Annotated in this window: 18 protein-coding genes; 11 read left to right on the top strand and 7 right to left on the bottom strand. The window is 31.9% G+C overall.

Annotation, left to right across the window (positions count from 1 at the left end):
* Positions 1-4: 4 nt before the first annotated feature.
* The 4 genes from D6T69_RS10230 to D6T69_RS10215 all read left to right on the top strand — a co-directional run bounded on the left by D6T69_RS10230 (position 5) and on the right by D6T69_RS10215 (position 2562).
* Positions 5-559: a DUF4251 domain-containing protein gene (locus D6T69_RS10230; RefSeq protein ID WP_125067643.1), complete on the top strand. Its 555-nt coding sequence runs from the start codon at positions 5-7 to the stop codon at positions 557-559.
* Between the two features lie 47 nt (positions 560-606).
* Positions 607-1206 (top strand): Crp/Fnr family transcriptional regulator, encoded by a 600-nt coding sequence (locus D6T69_RS10225; protein WP_125067642.1) that lies wholly within the window; start codon positions 607-609, stop codon positions 1204-1206.
* Between the two features lie 119 nt (positions 1207-1325).
* On the top strand, positions 1326-1670 hold the full coding sequence (locus tag D6T69_RS10220) for a hypothetical protein (protein ID WP_125067641.1): 345 nt from the start codon (positions 1326-1328) through the stop codon (positions 1668-1670).
* Positions 1671-1689: 19 nt separating this feature from the next.
* Complete coding sequence (locus D6T69_RS10215) at positions 1690-2562, top strand: pirin family protein (protein ID WP_125067640.1); 873 nt, start codon at positions 1690-1692, stop codon at positions 2560-2562.
* Positions 2563-2614: 52 nt separating this feature from the next.
* Here D6T69_RS10215 and D6T69_RS10210 read toward each other — a convergent pair whose 3' ends face one another.
* The gene (locus tag D6T69_RS10210) at positions 2615-3001 is read right to left on the bottom strand and encodes a hypothetical protein (RefSeq protein WP_125067639.1); all 387 of its coding nucleotides are present in this window, start codon (positions 2999-3001) and stop codon (positions 2615-2617) included.
* 184 nt (positions 3002-3185) lie between these two features.
* On the opposite strand from D6T69_RS10210, the gene D6T69_RS10205 reads away from it, so the two are divergent.
* The 3 genes from D6T69_RS10205 to D6T69_RS10195 all read left to right on the top strand — a co-directional run bounded on the left by D6T69_RS10205 (position 3186) and on the right by D6T69_RS10195 (position 4985).
* A complete protein-coding gene (locus D6T69_RS10205; protein WP_125067638.1) occupies positions 3186-4073 on the top strand; it encodes a pirin family protein in 888 nt (295 codons plus the stop codon).
* 26 nt (positions 4074-4099) lie between these two features.
* Positions 4100-4690, top strand: a complete 591-nt coding sequence (locus D6T69_RS10200; protein WP_125067637.1) for a TMEM175 family protein — start codon at positions 4100-4102, stop codon at positions 4688-4690.
* A gap of 112 nt (positions 4691-4802) precedes the next feature.
* A complete protein-coding gene (locus D6T69_RS10195; protein ID WP_125067636.1) occupies positions 4803-4985 on the top strand; it encodes a hypothetical protein in 183 nt (60 codons plus the stop codon).
* Between the two features lie 159 nt (positions 4986-5144).
* On the opposite strand, the gene D6T69_RS10190 is transcribed toward D6T69_RS10195, so the two are convergent.
* From D6T69_RS10190 to D6T69_RS10175, 4 genes are all read right to left on the bottom strand, one after another.
* Positions 5145-6482 carry a peptidoglycan DD-metalloendopeptidase family protein gene (locus D6T69_RS10190; RefSeq protein WP_125067635.1) on the bottom strand — a complete coding sequence of 446 codons (1338 nt, stop codon included), beginning with the start codon at positions 6480-6482 and terminating at the stop codon, positions 5145-5147.
* Positions 6475-6858 (bottom strand): BlaI/MecI/CopY family transcriptional regulator, encoded by a 384-nt coding sequence (locus D6T69_RS10185; RefSeq protein WP_125067634.1) that lies wholly within the window; start codon positions 6856-6858, stop codon positions 6475-6477. Before D6T69_RS10185 ends, D6T69_RS10190 begins: the two co-directional genes overlap by 8 nt.
* Before the next feature lie 140 nt (positions 6859-6998).
* Positions 6999-7700: a LytR/AlgR family response regulator transcription factor gene (locus D6T69_RS10180; RefSeq protein WP_125067633.1), complete on the bottom strand. Its 702-nt coding sequence runs from the start codon at positions 7698-7700 to the stop codon at positions 6999-7001.
* Positions 7697-8491: a sensor histidine kinase gene (locus D6T69_RS10175; RefSeq protein WP_125067632.1), complete on the bottom strand. Its 795-nt coding sequence runs from the start codon at positions 8489-8491 to the stop codon at positions 7697-7699. Before D6T69_RS10175 ends, D6T69_RS10180 begins: the two co-directional genes overlap by 4 nt.
* Before the next feature lie 209 nt (positions 8492-8700).
* Between D6T69_RS10175 and D6T69_RS10170 the strand changes: the two genes are divergently transcribed.
* Both D6T69_RS10170 and D6T69_RS10165 read left to right on the top strand, forming a co-directional pair.
* On the top strand, positions 8701-9573 hold the full coding sequence (locus tag D6T69_RS10170; protein WP_125067631.1) for an ABC transporter ATP-binding protein: 873 nt from the start codon (positions 8701-8703) through the stop codon (positions 9571-9573).
* A gap of 13 nt (positions 9574-9586) precedes the next feature.
* Positions 9587-12892 (top strand): M1 family aminopeptidase, encoded by a 3306-nt coding sequence (locus D6T69_RS10165; RefSeq protein WP_125067630.1) that lies wholly within the window; start codon positions 9587-9589, stop codon positions 12890-12892.
* A gap of 85 nt (positions 12893-12977) precedes the next feature.
* Here D6T69_RS10165 and D6T69_RS10160 read toward each other — a convergent pair whose 3' ends face one another.
* Both D6T69_RS10160 and D6T69_RS10155 read right to left on the bottom strand, forming a co-directional pair.
* On the bottom strand, positions 12978-13685 hold the full coding sequence (locus D6T69_RS10160; protein ID WP_125067629.1) for a LytR/AlgR family response regulator transcription factor: 708 nt from the start codon (positions 13683-13685) through the stop codon (positions 12978-12980).
* Between the two features lie 2 nt (positions 13686-13687).
* Positions 13688-14716 (bottom strand): sensor histidine kinase, encoded by a 1029-nt coding sequence (locus D6T69_RS10155; protein WP_125067628.1) that lies wholly within the window; start codon positions 14714-14716, stop codon positions 13688-13690.
* 210 nt (positions 14717-14926) lie between these two features.
* On the opposite strand from D6T69_RS10155, the gene D6T69_RS10150 reads away from it, so the two are divergent.
* Both D6T69_RS10150 and D6T69_RS10145 read left to right on the top strand, forming a co-directional pair.
* A complete protein-coding gene (locus D6T69_RS10150; RefSeq protein WP_125067627.1) occupies positions 14927-16171 on the top strand; it encodes an alpha/beta hydrolase in 1245 nt (414 codons plus the stop codon).
* A gap of 203 nt (positions 16172-16374) precedes the next feature.
* A complete protein-coding gene (locus D6T69_RS10145) occupies positions 16375-17622 on the top strand; it encodes an alpha/beta hydrolase-fold protein (RefSeq protein WP_125067626.1) in 1248 nt (415 codons plus the stop codon).
* Positions 17623-17628 lie beyond the last annotated feature (6 nt).

Raw genomic sequence — 17628 nt, 5'->3', positions numbered from 1 at the left:
AGATATGAAAAGGTTTGTTTTTTTAATTAGTATGATTTTTATACTGCTTAGTTGTGCCTCTTCCAAAAATGCAACTCAAGCAGAAATAGATAACTTAAACGCTCTTATAGAAAGTAAAACTTTTGAAATAGAAGCAGAGTGGGCTGAACCCATGGTTACAAATGCAATGGCACAAATAGCTAATGCAGGTTTGTTACCTATAGGAAGTAACGCTGGAAACATTAATTTAGTAGGAAATAGTAATTTTTTCAAAATGAAAAAAGATACTGTTGCGGCATATTTACCATATTTTGGTGAAAGACAAGCTGGCGGATCTTATGGAGGTACAGATATTGGAATTGAATTTGAAGGAACTCCTGAAGATTTAGTTGTATCTGAAGATAAAGAGAATAGTTACAAAATTAGTTTTAAAATAAAGGATAAAAATACATCAACTGAAAATTATAATGTTATAGTTAGAGTATATCCTAGCTTATCGAGTACTATCTATGTAAATAGTACGCAGAAAAACTCAATTAGATATAGAGGTAAAGTACTTAAAACTTCAAAAGAAAAGTAGAATATTGTATATAATACTGTATTTTTAGTAGCTTATTACAACAATGTATGGAGCTACCTAACTTTAAAAAGTATCTTATTGAAAAAGGAGGATTATCAGAAGATGATTACCTTCAAATACAATCGTTTATTTCTTTAAAAAACGTTTCTAAAAGTGATTTTTTATTAAAAGAAGGAGATGTGTGTTCACATTTCTTTTTTGTAGAAAAAGGTTTGTTACGTTTATATGCCCTAAATGAAGAGGGAAAAGAAAATATTTTACAGTTTGCTACTGAAAATTGGATTGTGAGCGATAGAGGTAGTGTATACTTTCAAGAACCGTCTACTTATTATATTGATGCTGTTGAAGATACACACGTTGTAATGTTAGATGAAGGCTTTATCAATAAAGTATCAGAAATAAATACTGATTTTAGAAGGAAAAATGAGCATTTATTACAAAAACATATTCGTCAATTATACAAACGTATTAGTCAACTACTAGGAGCATCAGCAAAAAGACGTTATCTAGATTTTGTAAGCATGTATCCAGATATTATGTTGCGAGTTCCTCAGTGGATGATTGCTTCTTACTTAGGAATTACCCCAGAAAGCTTGAGTCGTGTTCGTAAATCACTTGCTGAAGAAAACTTCAAACCAAATAATTAAGATACGAGTTGTGATTGTTGATTTACGGTTGTTAGATAATCGTAAATCGTTCTTACCATAGGTCAATGCATACCTTTTTTTATTGCTGTAATTTTACAGTAAATAAAAAAGGATTTATTATGAGACATTTAAAAACATTAGTTGTAACAAAAAATACAACAATGCCTAAAATTTTGAATTGGCAAGTTTCAACTGTTAGTGATGTCGAAACAGCCATTGAAAAATTACACCAACAAACATATAAGGTTTTAGCTATCTCTAAAGACACTAAAGAGGTAGAAAAAAACAAACTACAAAAGATTATTACAGTATTATTCCCTGAAGCAATCATTGTTGAATACAAAGATGAAGCAGCGCTTTCAGAAAGCGTTAAACAAGGGTATTGGTCTAAAAATAAACCAGAAATACAACGTAATTATTTGGATAATTCATTTGAAATGGAATTAGCCGCTAGTTTACATTAATTAAAGAAAGGAAGTTAAAATGAAAACAAGAAGTATAGAAAAGGTAGTAAAACCAGGAACTCCACATTTTGTTGGAGACGGATTTAGAGTGCATAATTTTATTCCAGGAAGCTCAACGATGCAGCGTATGGATCCATTTATTATGTTAGATTATAATTCAAAATATAATTTTCCTCCAACTGATAAACCAAAAGGAGTGGGAGTACATCCGCACAGAGGTTTTGAAACCGTGACGATTGCCTATAAAGGGCGTGTTGAGCATGGTGATAGTGCAGGCGGAGGCGGAATTATAGGTGAAGGAGACGTACAATGGATGACAGCGGCTTCAGGAGTTTTACACAAAGAGTTTCATGAAACTGAATGGAGCAAAACTGGAGGTGAGTTTCAAATGGTACAGTTGTGGGTAAACCTTCCTGCAAAAGACAAAATGAGTCCGCCAAAATATCAAGCAATAGCAAATGCTGAAATGGCTAGGATACCATTAGCTAATAATGGAGGAGAAGTAGAAGTAATTGCAGGAGAATATGAAGGCAATAAAGGTCCTGCGTCAACATTTTCGCCTGTAAATATGTTTAATGTGAAGTTGAAAAAAGGAGCGAAAACACAATTGACATTTCCGGCTCATTATACTACTTCAATTTTACCTGTAGAAGGAAGTGTAAAGATAAATGAGGAGACAGATGTTTTTCAAGATCACTTTGCATTGTTTGCAAATGATGGAGATACATTTACAATAGAAGCTTTAGAAGATACAGTTGTTCTAGTATTAAGCGGTGAACCATTAAATGAACCTATTGCTGCACATGGTCCGTTTGTAATGAATACTAAACAAGAGTTGATAGAAGCATTTCAAGACTTCAACACCGGGAAATTCGGATATCTAGAAGATTAGCAATAAAAAAACAGCTTTTACAAAAAGCTGTTTTTTTATTTTTAAATATTATTTAAGCACAAGATACTGTAACTGAATGTGTGTGACCATCATCATTTGTGGAAGAAACACTAATCGAATTATTACTTTGTAAGGAAGAAAAATTAGCAGCAGTTAAAGTCACTGTATGATTGTGAGGAGAACTTCCTTGTATTGAATATGATTTTTGTACTCCAGCTTGTACATCTTCTTTAGAAACAGATAAGCTATGTCCATGATTAGCACTAATAGCGCTATTGGTTCCATTATTTATACAGTTACCAGATGGGGTTGGATTAGGGTCAGGAGTAGGACTTGGATCGTTATCAGGATCAGAGGAACATCCTATAAGCATATATGCAGGTAACGCTAACAGCATCCCTGCTATTGATTTTTGAATAAAAGTTTTTCTGTCCATCATGGTTTAAGGTTTTAAGGTGTTGTTAGTCAATGTAATATAGTGAAAAAAGGAGTGATATCAAAGTGTTATTTCAAACAAAATTAACTTAACAGTTTATATTACAGTTGTTTGCGGTAATAATGGTATATTTAAAAAGTATATAAAATAGAGATTACAAAAACAATAAAAACAGATAGAATTATTTATGTCTAATACGAAACTAATAATTGAAGAACGAGCAGCAAATATTGGTAATTTCCTAGTAGGTCGTTTGTTACCATTTAGGCAAAAACGAATGGTAGGCCCTTTTATTTTTATTGATCATATGGGACCAGTAAAACTCAACGAAAAAGATAATTTAGATGTTAATATGCATCCTCATATAGGTATATCAACACTTACTTTTTTGTTTGAAGGAGCTATAGTACACCGTGATAGTATAGGAACTGAAATTGAAATAACTCCGGGAGCTGTAAATTGGATGACAGCAGGAAAAGGTGTAGTACATACTGAAAGAACTCCTGAACGATTAAGGAATTCAACTAAAAGGCTTCATGGTTTACAAATATGGGTAGCTTTACCTCTGAATGAAGAGCAATGCGAACCTTCTTTTGCACATGTTTCTTCAGAAAAGATTCCTAGTTGGGAGAACGATGGAGTACAGTTTAAGCTCATCGCAGGAAAAGCGTTTGGAAAGCAATCTCCTGTTCCAGTATATAGTTCACTATTTTTTATAGAAATTAAATCGAGTGAGAAGAAAACAATTACTATAGGAGAACATTTGTTTGGTGAAAGTGCCCTATATATTTTAGATGGAAGTATTACTAGTGATGGACATACTTATGAGTCCAAAAAATTATTAGTAGCAAAAGATAGTACGTTGTGTAGTTTTGAAATTGCAGCCAATTCAACTATATATATTTTTGGAGGAGAACCTTTTAAAGAGGAGCGTTTTATTGAGTGGAACTTTGTAGCTTCTAATAAAGAATTGATAGAACAAGCAAAAGAAGACTGGAAGAGTAATAAATTTCCTTCTGTACCAAAAGAGACAGATCGAATCCCCTTACCAGAACAGCGACGTTTTGGAGGATAATAAAATATTAACCAACAAATAGTTATATGAAAACAGGTAGATTAGAAGCATTTAGTGATGGTGTTTTAGCTATCGTAATTACCATAATGGTATTAGAAATGAAAGCACCGGAAGATACTACATTTAAAGGATTACTTTCTGTAGCCCCCGTATTTATAAGTTACTTACTAAGTTTTATTTATTTAGGAATATATTGGAATAATCATCACCATTTAATGCAGGTAACAAAAAAGGTCAATGGAGGTATATTATGGGCTAACTTACATTTACTGTTTTGGCTGTCTTTAATTCCATTTACAACAAGTTGGGTAGGAGAGCACGAAAATTATTACGAAGCCTTACCTGTAGCTACTTACGGTTTTGTTTTATTAATGAGTGCTGTAGCTTATTTTATCTTAGAAAGAGTATTGATTAAATACCATGATGATAATTATGCATTATCTAAACTATGCACTAATGGATTAAAAGAATATGCTTCTTTATTTCTATATATAGTGGCTATACCATTTGCTTATATGTACACATGGGGTGCCATACTGTGTTATATTGTGGTAGCCTTTATTTGGTTAGTTCCAGAAAGAAGATTAGAAGCTCTTATGGAGGAGGGCGAAGCGTAATTAAAAGTATGGTTTTTCCTTACCAAAAGTAAGGCTTTTTAGCTGTAAACCTTTTTTTTTAAGATTAATTTAGGGACGTGAAATAAATATTTTAACCCCAAAAAACTTTATAATGAAAAAAGTGATTTTAAACGTAGAAGGATCTCAAGAATTAACAAAAACAACATTAAAAAATATTAAAGGAGGAGGACCTTTTCCTTTCCCTAAAGAATGTGGAGGAGATGGTTCTTATATCTATCAAAATGGTGTAAAAGTATGTTGTTATCAGCCTGATACTATGAATTATATTTGTTAATCATTCTTCAATGAACGATTTATAATTTAAAACTGCTTAAGTGTTTTCTTAAGCAGTTTTTCGTTTAATTATAAGCCTATCACCTTTAAATATATTGTTAAACAAAATTCTCCCATTGATTTTATGGGAGAATTGCTTTAATAAGATGAGTTTGTAAAATTATTTTTTAATAAAGTTTATTGGGTTTACCTGCACTTCTTTATAATGCACTTCATAATGTAAGTGTGCGCCTAAAGATGCACCAGTGTTACCAACATACCCAATAACATCTCCTTTTTTAACAGATTGGTTTTTGGTAACGTTGAACTTTTGCAAGTGTGCATACCAAGTTTGGTACCCATCGCTATGTTCAATTACGATTAGGTTTCCCCATTTGTTTTGGTCAGCAGCTTTGGCAATAACACCATCGGCAGTAGCAATAACAGGCGTTCCTATTGGAGCCTTGATGTCAATACCGTTATGCATCATTTTTTTTCCATTTTTCAACGGGTTTCTTCTCTTTCCATAGGTACTACTAATGTCTTTTTTACTTTTCCCTTGCACAGGAAAAAGAGTAGGAGGATTAAGCACAAACCCCTTAGCTAATTGTGGAGTTGTACTAGGTAAGAGCTTTTCAGTTGTGTTTGGCTTTGTAAATGCCAAACAAAGACTTACAGCACCCATAATGAATACTGAGTAGGTGAGTTTGTACACCTTAGCCGTAGGCTTCTTTGTGATCATATCTATTCGCTTTTTGATTACTGATTGATTAAAATAGCTATACAAGCTATTTGAAGTTGCTGTTTCTTTTTCAATGTTTTGTAAAAGAACTGCTAAATAGTTAGATGTTTTGGTGGTTCCGTTTAACACCCAACTATCTGCTTGATATTCGTGTATAGACTTTAACGATTTTCGATACATGTACACTAACGGATTAAACCAAAAGAATACAATATAGGTTTCAGCAAGTAACACATCTATAGAGTGTTTTAATTTCACATGAGCTTTTTCGTGTTCAATTATTAATGTATTTTCTGTAGGATTTATATGTTTAGAAATGAATATCCAATTAAAGAATGAAAAAGTACTGGTATAATTGGTGTGTATTAGCTGAAAATTATTGCTAAATGTAACTTTTGATTGCTTTTTTAAAAGAAAGAGTAACCAAAGTGAATGTAAGGTGCGTAAAAGTACAAACGAACTACCTAGCAAATACAAACTGAAAAGGATGGTTTTGAAATTATAGGTTTGTGTACTTGTTTCTTCAATAGTATCTACCAAGACAGTTTCACTATTTTCTATAAATTCACTAAATTGTGGAATTTGTATTATGGTTGATGGTGCTTCAAATGTTAGCAAGTAAGATAGTGGAGCTAATAAAGAAACAATAGGTAGTATGAGTAATAAAAATCGATTGGTTTGATGAAAAGTTACTTTACTACTTACTGTGACATAGAGTATGTACAAGCAAGAAAATACAAGGCTACTTTGAGCTAAATAGATAAAAAAACTAGTCATTCTTTTCTTTTAAGGTTTCTATTTTATTCTCTATCAGGCTTTTGATTTCTTCTAACTCTGTAAGGTTAAAATCTTCATTTTCTGTAAAAAACATAGCAAACTTACTCTTAGAGCCACTGAAAAAACTACCAATTACATTTTTAAAATGCTTTTTAAAATACTGTTCTTTACTAATAGTAGGTGAGTATTGTCGTACTTTACCAAAGGTTTCGAAATTGAGAAACCCTTTTTTTACCAAAACACGTACTACTGTTGATATAGTAGTATAAGCAGGTTTGGGTTCAGGAAATTGCTCTACAATATCTTTTAAGAAAGCTTTGTCTAGCTTCCATACGTATTGCATTATTTGTTCTTCAGCTTTTGTAAGTTCATTCATGCAGCAAATATAGTATTATTTTATTACTATAACTATAGTTGTAGTAATAAAACTATTTTTATAGTCGTTAAAGTTTTGTTAAGCGACTATAAGATTGTTTTGTTTATTGAAAATGAGAAGATTAGAAGTAGGATAGGTAATTAGCTCAATAATTTATCGATATTCATTTTGTACATTTTTCCAATAGGAATAACATGATCTCCTATCAAAATTCTATTACCTTCAATACTGTGAATATATTTTTTAGTTACAGCAAACGATTTATGCACTTGTAAAAAATCATTTTCTGGTAGAGACTGTAATACATCGGATATCTTTTCTCTTATAGTAACCGTATTATTAGTGGTAACTATTTTTGTGTAGTTTCCGGCAGCTTCTATATATTGAATGGTATCAAGTGTAACTTGAATATACTTTTTATTACTGCGAAGAAATATACTATTGGTATTTTCAGTATTGTTTTTAGGGACGTTTTGTATTTGAGTATTTTGTGGAGTACCAATTACTTTATTAACCGCTTTTAAAAAACGTTCAAAACCAAAAGGTTTAAGCAGATAATCAACTATATTAAGCTCGTAACCTTCAAGGGCAAACTCCTTGTAGGCTGTAGTAACGATTACTTTAGGAGGAGAAGCCAATGTTTTTAAAAACTCAAATCCTTTTAGTTTAGGCATATTTAAATCCAAGAAGATTAAATCTACTTGATGTTTGTTTAAATACTCTAAAGCTTCAATAGCATCGTAACAATGCTTTTTGAGTTCCATAGTTGGTAATAAATCGCAATAGCCTTTAATAATATCGTGGGCAATATGTTCATCGTCTACAATAATGTACTTAATCATAGGTTTGTAATATTCAGTTTAGCGTAATAGATATCATCAGTCTTAGAAGTAGTCAATGTATGATTTTTTGGATACACCAATTCTAATCTTCGTTTTAAGTTTTGCAAACCAATGCCTTCTTCTTGACTTTCTTCTGTAGCATCAAAATTATTCTCAATTTCAAAATTTATAGCATTTTGATGAGCTGTCAAATTTAAATGCACATAAGCGTTCTTTCTCAAGTTTTCTACGCCATGTTTAAAGGCATTCTCTAAAAGGATAATAAAAAGTAAGGGCATTACTTTGTGATCGTTATCTGTTATATCAATGTTGAATTGTATATCAATAGTTTTATGATAACGCATTTTATGGAGTTCTATATAATTTTGTAGATAAGTTACTTCTTCAGAAAGTAAAACCGTGTCTTTTTCGCCATCATAAACACTGTAACGCATCATATCGGAAAGCTTTAAAATAAGCTCTTGCGCTTTTTCAGCATCTTTACCTACTAAACCATAAAGGTTGTTAAGTGTATTAAAAAAGAAATGAGGATTAACCTGACTTTTTAGATGCATCAACTCAGTTTTTGTTTTTTCATTTTTTAAACGAATAATCGATTTTATTTGTTTAAACAACCAATAAAAAAAAGTAAAGAATAACACTAAAAAATAGAGCGTTATAAATTCTACAAAGCCTTCTAGCTTACCAAAAGTGTCATTAAAAAGAACAATGACAACACCTATTAAGACAAGAGATATTTTATAAACACGCTTTATAATAGCCTTCTTTTTATCCGTAATTCTAAAATTCATAAGTCAATATTAGTCAAATAAAATACGCCTTACAAATTAGTTGACAAACATTGCATTTGTAGGGATAAGAATATGGTTAACTGTGATAAAATGCTTTTATAGCCTATAGTACTATTTGTATCACTTAGGACTGTAGATTCATCACATAACTTTTACTAGTAGAAAGGGTAAGGTTAGGTTTGTTCAATATCAATTAAACACTCAAAAAAATGAACAGTTTAACCATTAAAAATTTAAGTAAAACTTATGCAAATGGTGTAAAAGCACTGCAAAATGTATCGTTAGAAATTCCTAAAGGAATGTTTGGTTTATTAGGACCTAACGGAGCAGGAAAATCAACTTTAATGCGAACTATTGCCACTTTACAAGATGCTGATGAAGGATCTGTAGTACTTGATAATCTAAATGTTACAAACAATAAGAATGCGGTAAGAAGAGTACTCGGTTATTTACCACAACAGTTTGGTGTATACCCAAAAGTATCTGCTGAAGCGTTATTAAATCATTTGGCAGTATTAAAAGGAATTACCAATAAAAAAGAGCGAGATGAACTGGTAAAAGCATTATTGCACAAAACAAACTTGTATGAGGCAAAAAAACGAAACTTAGATGGTTATTCGGGAGGAATGAAGCAACGTTTTGGTATTGCACAAGCCTTACTTAACAGCCCTAAATTACTTATAGTTGATGAGCCTACTGCAGGATTAGACCCTGCAGAACGTAATAGGTTTTACAACTTGTTAAGTGAGGTTGGTGAAAATACGATTGTTATTTTATCAACACATATTGTAGAGGATGTTAAAGAATTGTGTACCAATATGGCTATCATCAATCAGGGACAAGTAGTATTAAAAGGAAGTCCTTTAAAACTAATAGAAAATCTAGAAGGAAAAGTATACCAAAAAACAATTAAGAAACAAGAGTTAGAGTGGTATAAACAAGAGTATACGGTTATTAATGAAAAGTTATTTCTAGGAAAACCAATCATAAATATTGTAAGTGAATCTGACCCCAAGAATGGGTTTATGCCCATACCTGCTGGATTAGAAGATGTGTATTTCTCACAAATTAATAACTATTAATACAGGTAACATTATGTGGTACGAAATATTCAAATTTGAACTAAAGTATAGAGCTAAACGTCCAGAAACGTATGTGTTTTTTGTATTTCTCTTTTTGTTTTCAATCGTTGGTGTTGACTTTGTTTTTCAAGGAGTAGAAATTGGATTGATGAAGAAAAATAGCCCATTAATCGTTGCTAAAACCATGGGAGCAATTACAGGCATTTTTATGATTATGGCATCTATGATTATGGGAGTTCCTGTACTTCGCGATTATCAGTATAATATAGAAGCATTATTATTTACAAATCCCATTAAAAAACGAGATTATTTATTAGGACGATTTTTAGGTTCTTTTACCGTGTTATTAATCATTTTTAGTGGGGTATTATTCGGTATGATGGTAGGTGAGCATATGCCTTGGCATAAAGATATGTTACCATTCAATACAGTTACCTATATACAATCGTTTGTAATTATAGTTTTTCCCATACTGTTTTTTGGAGCTAGCCTATTTTTTGTATCTGGAATGTTGAGTAGAAAATTGTTAGTTGTTTACACACAAGGAATCATCTTATTTGTTGTCTTCTTACTAACTAAAGCGGTAACAAATGAATTTTTACAAGCTATTTTAGATCCTTTTTCGTTAACTACCTTAACACAGGTAGCTAAAGATTTATCAGCTGTAGAACGGAATACATTTGAAATATCATTTAGTGGGGTGGTATTGTACAATAAATTGTTTTGGAGTTTGTTAGGTATAGTTATCTTATTTATTGGTTACCGTAAATTTTCGTTTAGCTTATTAACTAAAATACCAAAACAAAAAAAAGTAGAGTTAGAGAAAAAGTCAAAGAGTTCTACAAAAATGAACTATCCAATTCCTACCATAAACATTAATTATAATTTTAAAACTCAGTGTTTACAGTTGCTAAAGCTTTCTCAGTTTTATGTAAAATCATTGTTGAAAGAAACATCATTTTGGGCAATTGCTATTTGCGGAATCATCATTATTCTTATTAACTCTGTAAATTTAGGAACTGTTTATGATGTAGATAGTTACCCTGCAACCTATTTTATAGTTGAAGAATTACAAGAAATGTCGATGTATTTTTTTATCATCATTCTTATATTTTACTCAGGAGAACTTATCTGGAAAGAACGCACTGTTAAACTGAATCTGATATACGATGCTACCTCCATTTCAGATGTGACTGCTTTTACCAGTAAATTTATTGCTCTTATTGTTATTTATATGGTGTTGATGTTAAGTTTGATTGCTACAGGAATCCTGTTTCAGATGGCTAATGGATACTATCAATTTGAGTTAGCTATTTATTTTTACGGATTCTTTGTAGAAATTCTACCTTTCTTAATGCTATATACCTTTGTAGCCTTTTTCTTCCAAGCAATTAGTAATCATAAATTTGTGGGTATCTTTTTAGTCCTACTGTTTTTCATCGCGAATATTGCTTCAGAATATCTTGGGTTTCAACACAGTTTATACAAGTTTGGAGGTAAAACTTTAGGTACGTATTCAGCAATGAATGGTTATGGACATTTTTTACAACCTTATTTGTGGATTAAAGTCTATTGGTTCGTGTTTGGTATCATGTTATTAATCATTAGTGCGTTATTAATAACAAGAGGTACAGAAACGCATCTTATAAAACGTTTAAAAGCTATAAAATACCGTATGACAAAACCACTGATACAGTATTTAATCGTTGCAGGAATGCTTTTTTGGGGTATAGGAAGCTATATATTTTACAATACCAATATTCTTAACGATTATTGGACCAATACTGAAGAAATAGCCTTTAGAGTTAACTACGAAAAGACGTTAAAATCGTTTGAATACCTTCCGCAACCAAAGATTACAGCAGTAAATTTAAAAGTAGAACTGTACCCTAAAACAAGAGCTTATAGCGTTGAAGGTTATTATATGCTAAAAAATACGTTTGATGAACCTATCAATGAAATTCATATTCAAAAATTAATAGCATCACATGTACAATTAGACTCCGTAACCTTTGATGGTGCTACGGTAAAAAGTACTCCGTACAATCCATTTGAATATACCGTTTATACTTTATCAGAAGGATTACAACCTAACGACTCTATAAAGATGAGTTTTAAGCAAAGCTATACACCAAAAGGGTTTAGTGATGAAAGCCCAAAAACGCATATAGTACACAACGGAACGTTTTTTAACAATGAGGAATTTCCTACAATAGGCTACAATAGAAAATACGAACTTAGAGATGCCGACGAGCGAGCGAAATTTCAGCTAGCACCAAGATTGAATAAGGTTAGGAGAGAAGATGCCAATGAACTTGTAAACGCGCGTTCAGGAAGTGATTCTGACGGAATACACTTCGAAATGGTTATCGGGACAGCTTCAGATCAAACAGCGGTGGTTCCTGGAAATTTAATCAAGCAGTGGAAAGAGGGAGAACGCAACTATTTCCACTATAAAATGAACCAGCCGATGATTAATTTTTATAGCGTTGTTTCTGCTAAATATACTACTGTAAAAGATAAATGGCTATATAAAGACAAGGTGGTAGATTTAGAAATTTACTACCATAAAAAGCACAATTACAATCTAGATAGAATGATGCTTTCTATGAAAAAATCGCTCGAGTATTTTAGCACTCATTTCAGTCCGTATCAGTATAAACAACTACGCATTATGGAATTTCCTAGATATGCAGAGTTTGCGCAGTCTTTTCCGGGGACGATTCCGTTTTCTGAAGCGATTGGTTTTGTGTTGGATATTGATGATGAGAAAGATGTAGATATGGCATTTTATGTAACGGCACATGAAGTGGCGCATCAATGGTGGGGAATGCAGATAGAAGCAGCTAATGTGCAAGGAAAACACATGATTTTAGAAACCTTAGCACAATACGGCGCCTTAATGGTGTTAAAAAACAATTACCCGAAAGAAAAAGTAACACAGTTTTTAGCATATCAAGAAGAAACCTATAATAGAGAACGAAAGAAAACGAAAACTCCAGAACCTTCATTAGCATTGGTAGGAAATCAAGACTATGTATATTACAACAAAGGTGCTTTGGCAATGTATATCTTACAAGATAAGATTGGAGAGGATAAGGTGAATTTGGCGTTACAACGATTTATTGAAGATTGGAATACCTACAACGGAAAAATAAAAGCAACTACGAATAGATATGCTACAACGAAGGATTTATTACACTATTTAAAAGAAGTAATTCCTAGTTCGTCGCAATACCTTCTTCATGATTTATTTGAAACCGTAGATAGCAAAGAAATTCTTTTAAAGAAAAAAGAATTGATAGCGGAAGAACAATAGTATTAGCTGACTATTTTTTTAATGTGTTCCATTAAAGTTTTCCAATTTTAGTGGAACATTTTTTGTGATTACATTATTAGAAAAGTTAAGGTATATTATACAACATCTTCACTTTCTCCTTATAGGTTTGCCCAATAGGAATTTCAATAGCGCCAATTTCAATATCAAGGTTGGTATAGGCGGTTATTTTATCAATTGCTACAATATATGATCTGTGTACCCTAACAAATTGTGAGGTTGGAAGTTGCTGTTCAATACTCCCAATATTTGATTTTACAATCAGTGTTTTTTCCTTGGTATGAATTTTAACATAGTCTTTTAAGCTTTCAATATAAAGAATGTTAGCTAACAACACTTTGTGTATTTTTTTATTAATGTTTACATGTATATACGCTGTGTTGTTGTGCTCAATAGAGAGAGGCGTATGAGCTATACTATCTGATTTTTGATAATACTTTTCTATTGCTTTAAAAAAGCGAGTAAAGGATATAGGCTTTAAGAGATAATCAATCACATCGTACTCATAACTCTCTACCGCATATTCTCTATATGCCGTGGTAAGGATAACTTTAGGAAGATCCTTTTTAGTTTTTAAAAACTCTAAACCTGTAAGAACTGGCATTTGAATGTCTAAAAAGATCAAATCAACTTTTTGATTTGCTAGTATGCTAGAGGCTTCTATAGTACTATAACAAGTCCCTACAATTTCAACGTCAGGTAGCGTACTAATGTGCTTTTTTAATAACTCAATTGCTGGTGGTTCGTCATCTATTAATAAACATCTTATAGCCATAGTTATATTGTTTTTAGTTGAAGTTTTAGGTTGAAATCGTTAGTGGTATCTTCAATTGTTAATACGTGCTTATCTGGGTATAACAAATTGAGTTGGCGCTTAATATTACTCAATCCAATTCCTTCTTTATAAGAATCATTTATCGCTCCTTGTAAATCGTTGTTTTTAGTGTTCCAAACATCAAAATAAATAGTTTCTTGATCGGTATGTATTACAATTTTAATTGTTGGATTGGCTAAATTACCACTAGCTCCGTGTTTAAAAGCGTTTTCAACAATAGAAAGTAATAACAAAGGAGCTATTTGCTTATTTACGATTGTTGTGGGTTTGTGTAACTCAACATGTAGGCGCTCCCCATAACGTATTTTTTCAAGGCTGATATAGTTTTCAATACATTTTATTTCTTCATTGATATTAATAAAACTTGTCTGACTTTTATAGAGTACATAATCTAAAATTTCAGAAAGTTGTAAAATCATATCACCAGCTTTGGGTGAATTAGTAATAACAAAAGAGTAAAGATTATTAAGCGTATTAAACAAGAAATGTGGATTCAATTGAGCCTTTAAATATTTTAGCTCAGTGTCTAATTTCTCCTGTCGTAATAACAACAAGCGATCTTTTTCTTGCTGTTGTTTTTGATGTGTTTGATACCCGTAAATTAATAGAGCAGGAGTATAAAACATTAAGGTTTTAGAGAGGTAGCTTAATAAGTTGAAAACATGCATTTCATATCCGGATTGGATATTCAAAACTAATTTGAATGAAAATACAAGTGTAAAGGAAGTAAGGACAAACGTTAAGATAAACAAAGTATATTTTTTCTTACTTAAAAACTTAGGAACCTGCCAATAGTTAAGGGTATAGGCAGCAACTATATAAAAAGGAAACTTGAGTCCATTATTCTTAGCATAATATATAAAATACTCGCTGTTACCGCTATAAGAAAGAATATAAATAGCAAATAATACTATCCAGAAGGTAATATGTTGCAGTATTCTACTTTGGGTATAGATTTTATATAGTTTCATAGGTTTTAAAAATAGGAAATTAAAATTTACAAGTAGTAGTTAATCTCTAAACAAGCAATACCAGTATATAAATAGTTGTAAACGGTATATAAATAAATACACTGATGAATTAAGACTATATAGCGACTAATAGCTCTAGTTCTTCTATTTCTTTAAAAACAAGCTGTTTTAAGGTTTAATTCGTGGTGTAATTCAAAAGAAAAAAATAGTATGAACTTTATTAAATCGCTAGTATTAGTAGCTGTGTTGTGCTGCTTTTCTTGTAGCAACGCACAGCAAAAAGAACAGGTAATATCTCAAAAATCACAAGTTGAAAATAACAAGTCTATTACTATTGGTAGCAAGGTGAAATTGTATAGCAAACTGCTAGGGGAGGAGAGAGAACTTTTTATTTCTCTGCCTCCGAAATACAATGAGCACGTGCAAGACTACCCTGTAGTTTTTGTGCTTGAGGCAGAATACTTATTTGAAGCCACCCAGACCATTACCAAGTATATGGCATCAAGAAGTAAAATGCCTGAATCAATTGTAATTGGTTTGACCAACGGTGAATATGATAAACGTCACGAGTTCAATTATGAAAGGTGGAAAGGTACACCTGATAAAACCTTGGAGTTTTTCAAAAAAGAGCTTATCCCTTACATCCAAAGTAACTACCGAGTTAATTCTCATAGGACAATCATAGGATTATCACCCACAACAGGCTTTTTATATCAAGCATTTTTAAGACAACCAGATATGTTCAATGGTTATATTGCGTTGTCTGCACATTTAGAGTGGGATAGAGAGATGGGAACGAAAATAATAGATGAAATCATGGCAAAGAATGATAACTCTGACTATCAGCGATCAACATTTTATTTTGGAAGGGCAGAAAGTGATTTTCCTGATTACCCTGGATCAAAGGAAGCTTTTGAAGAAGCTATTCAGAAATTAAAAAACTATACGGTTAATAATGTTAAAATTAAGGTAGATATTATTAAGGATGAAGAGCATTACTTAATGGCGTTGGCTGGAATTAGATCTGGTTTAGAAGCGATTTATCCCAATAGCTTGTGGCGAAACTCTGGATTAGCTGGCTGGCAAAAAAATGAAAATTTTGCACACAGCTATTACAAAGCATATTATGATAAATTGTCTTCAATATATGGGTTTACTATTTACCCTATAGAAAATGCACATGGTTACGGTTTTAGTATTTCAGGGCATATTCAATTGGCACAAAAATGGGGTAAATACCAACAGTTAAAGAATTTGGCCCTGCTAGGTATACAATATTTCCCCAACTCTGCTTTTATGCATATGGCTTTAGCAGAAGCCTATAAAAAAGAAGGACAGCAACAATTAGCACTTAAAGAAGGGAAGAAAGCCATTGAATTAGTTAGTATTTACAACAATAATGATGAGTTTGAAAGTTATAACGAACGTTTTAAGGTGTTGAAGGATCGTGATTAGAGAGGATAAAATGAATAATAAGATTACTTAATCTTTTCTCTAAACTAGCAACACCTGTATATAAATAGTTGTAAACGGTATATAAACTAAAATACTGATGAATTAAGGCTATATAACGACTGATAGTTTTGATTCTTCTATTTTCTTAAAAAACAAGCTGTTTTGAGGTTTAATTCGTGTCATAATTCAAAATAAAAAATAGTATGAACTTTATTAAATCGTTAGTGTTAGTAGCTGTATTATGTTGTTTTTCTTGTAGTAATGCACAACAAAAAGATGGATTAACAACCCCAAAACCACATGTTGAGAATAACAATTCAATAACACTTGCTAGCAAGGTAAAATTGTATAGTAAAAAGCTAGGAGAGGAGAGAGAACTTTTGATTTCTCTGCCTGAAAATTACAGTCAAGAAATACAGAACTACCCAGTAATATTTGTGATGGATGCAGATCACATGGCAATGTTTGAATTAACCCGTTCAATTAATAACCTGTTGGCTGAAACAGATTTTATGCCTAAAAGTATTATTGTGGGACTTACCAATAATGGGAATTTAAACAATCGCTTCCAAATGACTTCTGGAGCGAATAGAGGTAGCGGGTTTTATGAAAACAAAGCTCCCGATTATCTTCACTTCTTGCAACATGTTGTGATACCTTATGTAAAAAAAAATTACCGAGTAGCAAATCACAAAACTATTATAGGCTTATCACCTTCAAATGGTCCTTTACATGAAGCCTTTTATAATCAACCCAATATTTTTGATTCGTATATATTTTTAGCAGCTGATTTATATTTTAATTATAGCAAAAGTCAATCGAAAGGAGAAAAGCTGATGGAGGCGATGAAAGATAAATCGCACTCTAAAGCTACAGTTTATTTAGGAATGGGAAGTAAAGATGTTGATTTCAATCAGAAATGGGGAACACAATTTTCGGAGTATGAGGCACAACTAATAGCTGCGAAAAATGAAAATATTCGCTTTAAATTTGAAATTATAGAAGGTGACGGACACTATGAAATGGCAGCGAAAGGAATAAAAAATGCTTTTAAGCACATATATTCAGAGGATATATGGAACAGACAGAATATTTACCATCTCAATAGAGGTACCACTCCTGTTGATATCAAAAAGCACTTCGATCGTCTTTCAGTGCATTATGGTTTTGACATATTTCCTCCAGAATCTAAAATAGAAAGTCAAACACGTGCATTGTTACGTTGGGGAAGTCCTGAAAATCTTACTACAGCAATTAGTTTATTAACACAAGCAATTGAGTATTACCCCAATTCTGCAAGTTTACACTTAATTTTAGCTGAAGGGTATCAAAAGAGTAATGATACCAATATGGCAAAACGATATTTGAATAAAGCTAAAGAGTTAGCAAATAAGTTTACAATAAAAAACCATATTTGGTTTTCAAAAAAGCTCACAGAATTAAGCCAATAGCTAACA

The sequence above is a fragment of the Tenacibaculum singaporense genome (assembly GCF_003867015.1).
GTDB lineage: Bacteria > Bacteroidota > Bacteroidia > Flavobacteriales > Flavobacteriaceae > Polaribacter > Polaribacter singaporensis.
This window is presented reverse-complemented; position numbering and strand designations above follow the sequence as displayed.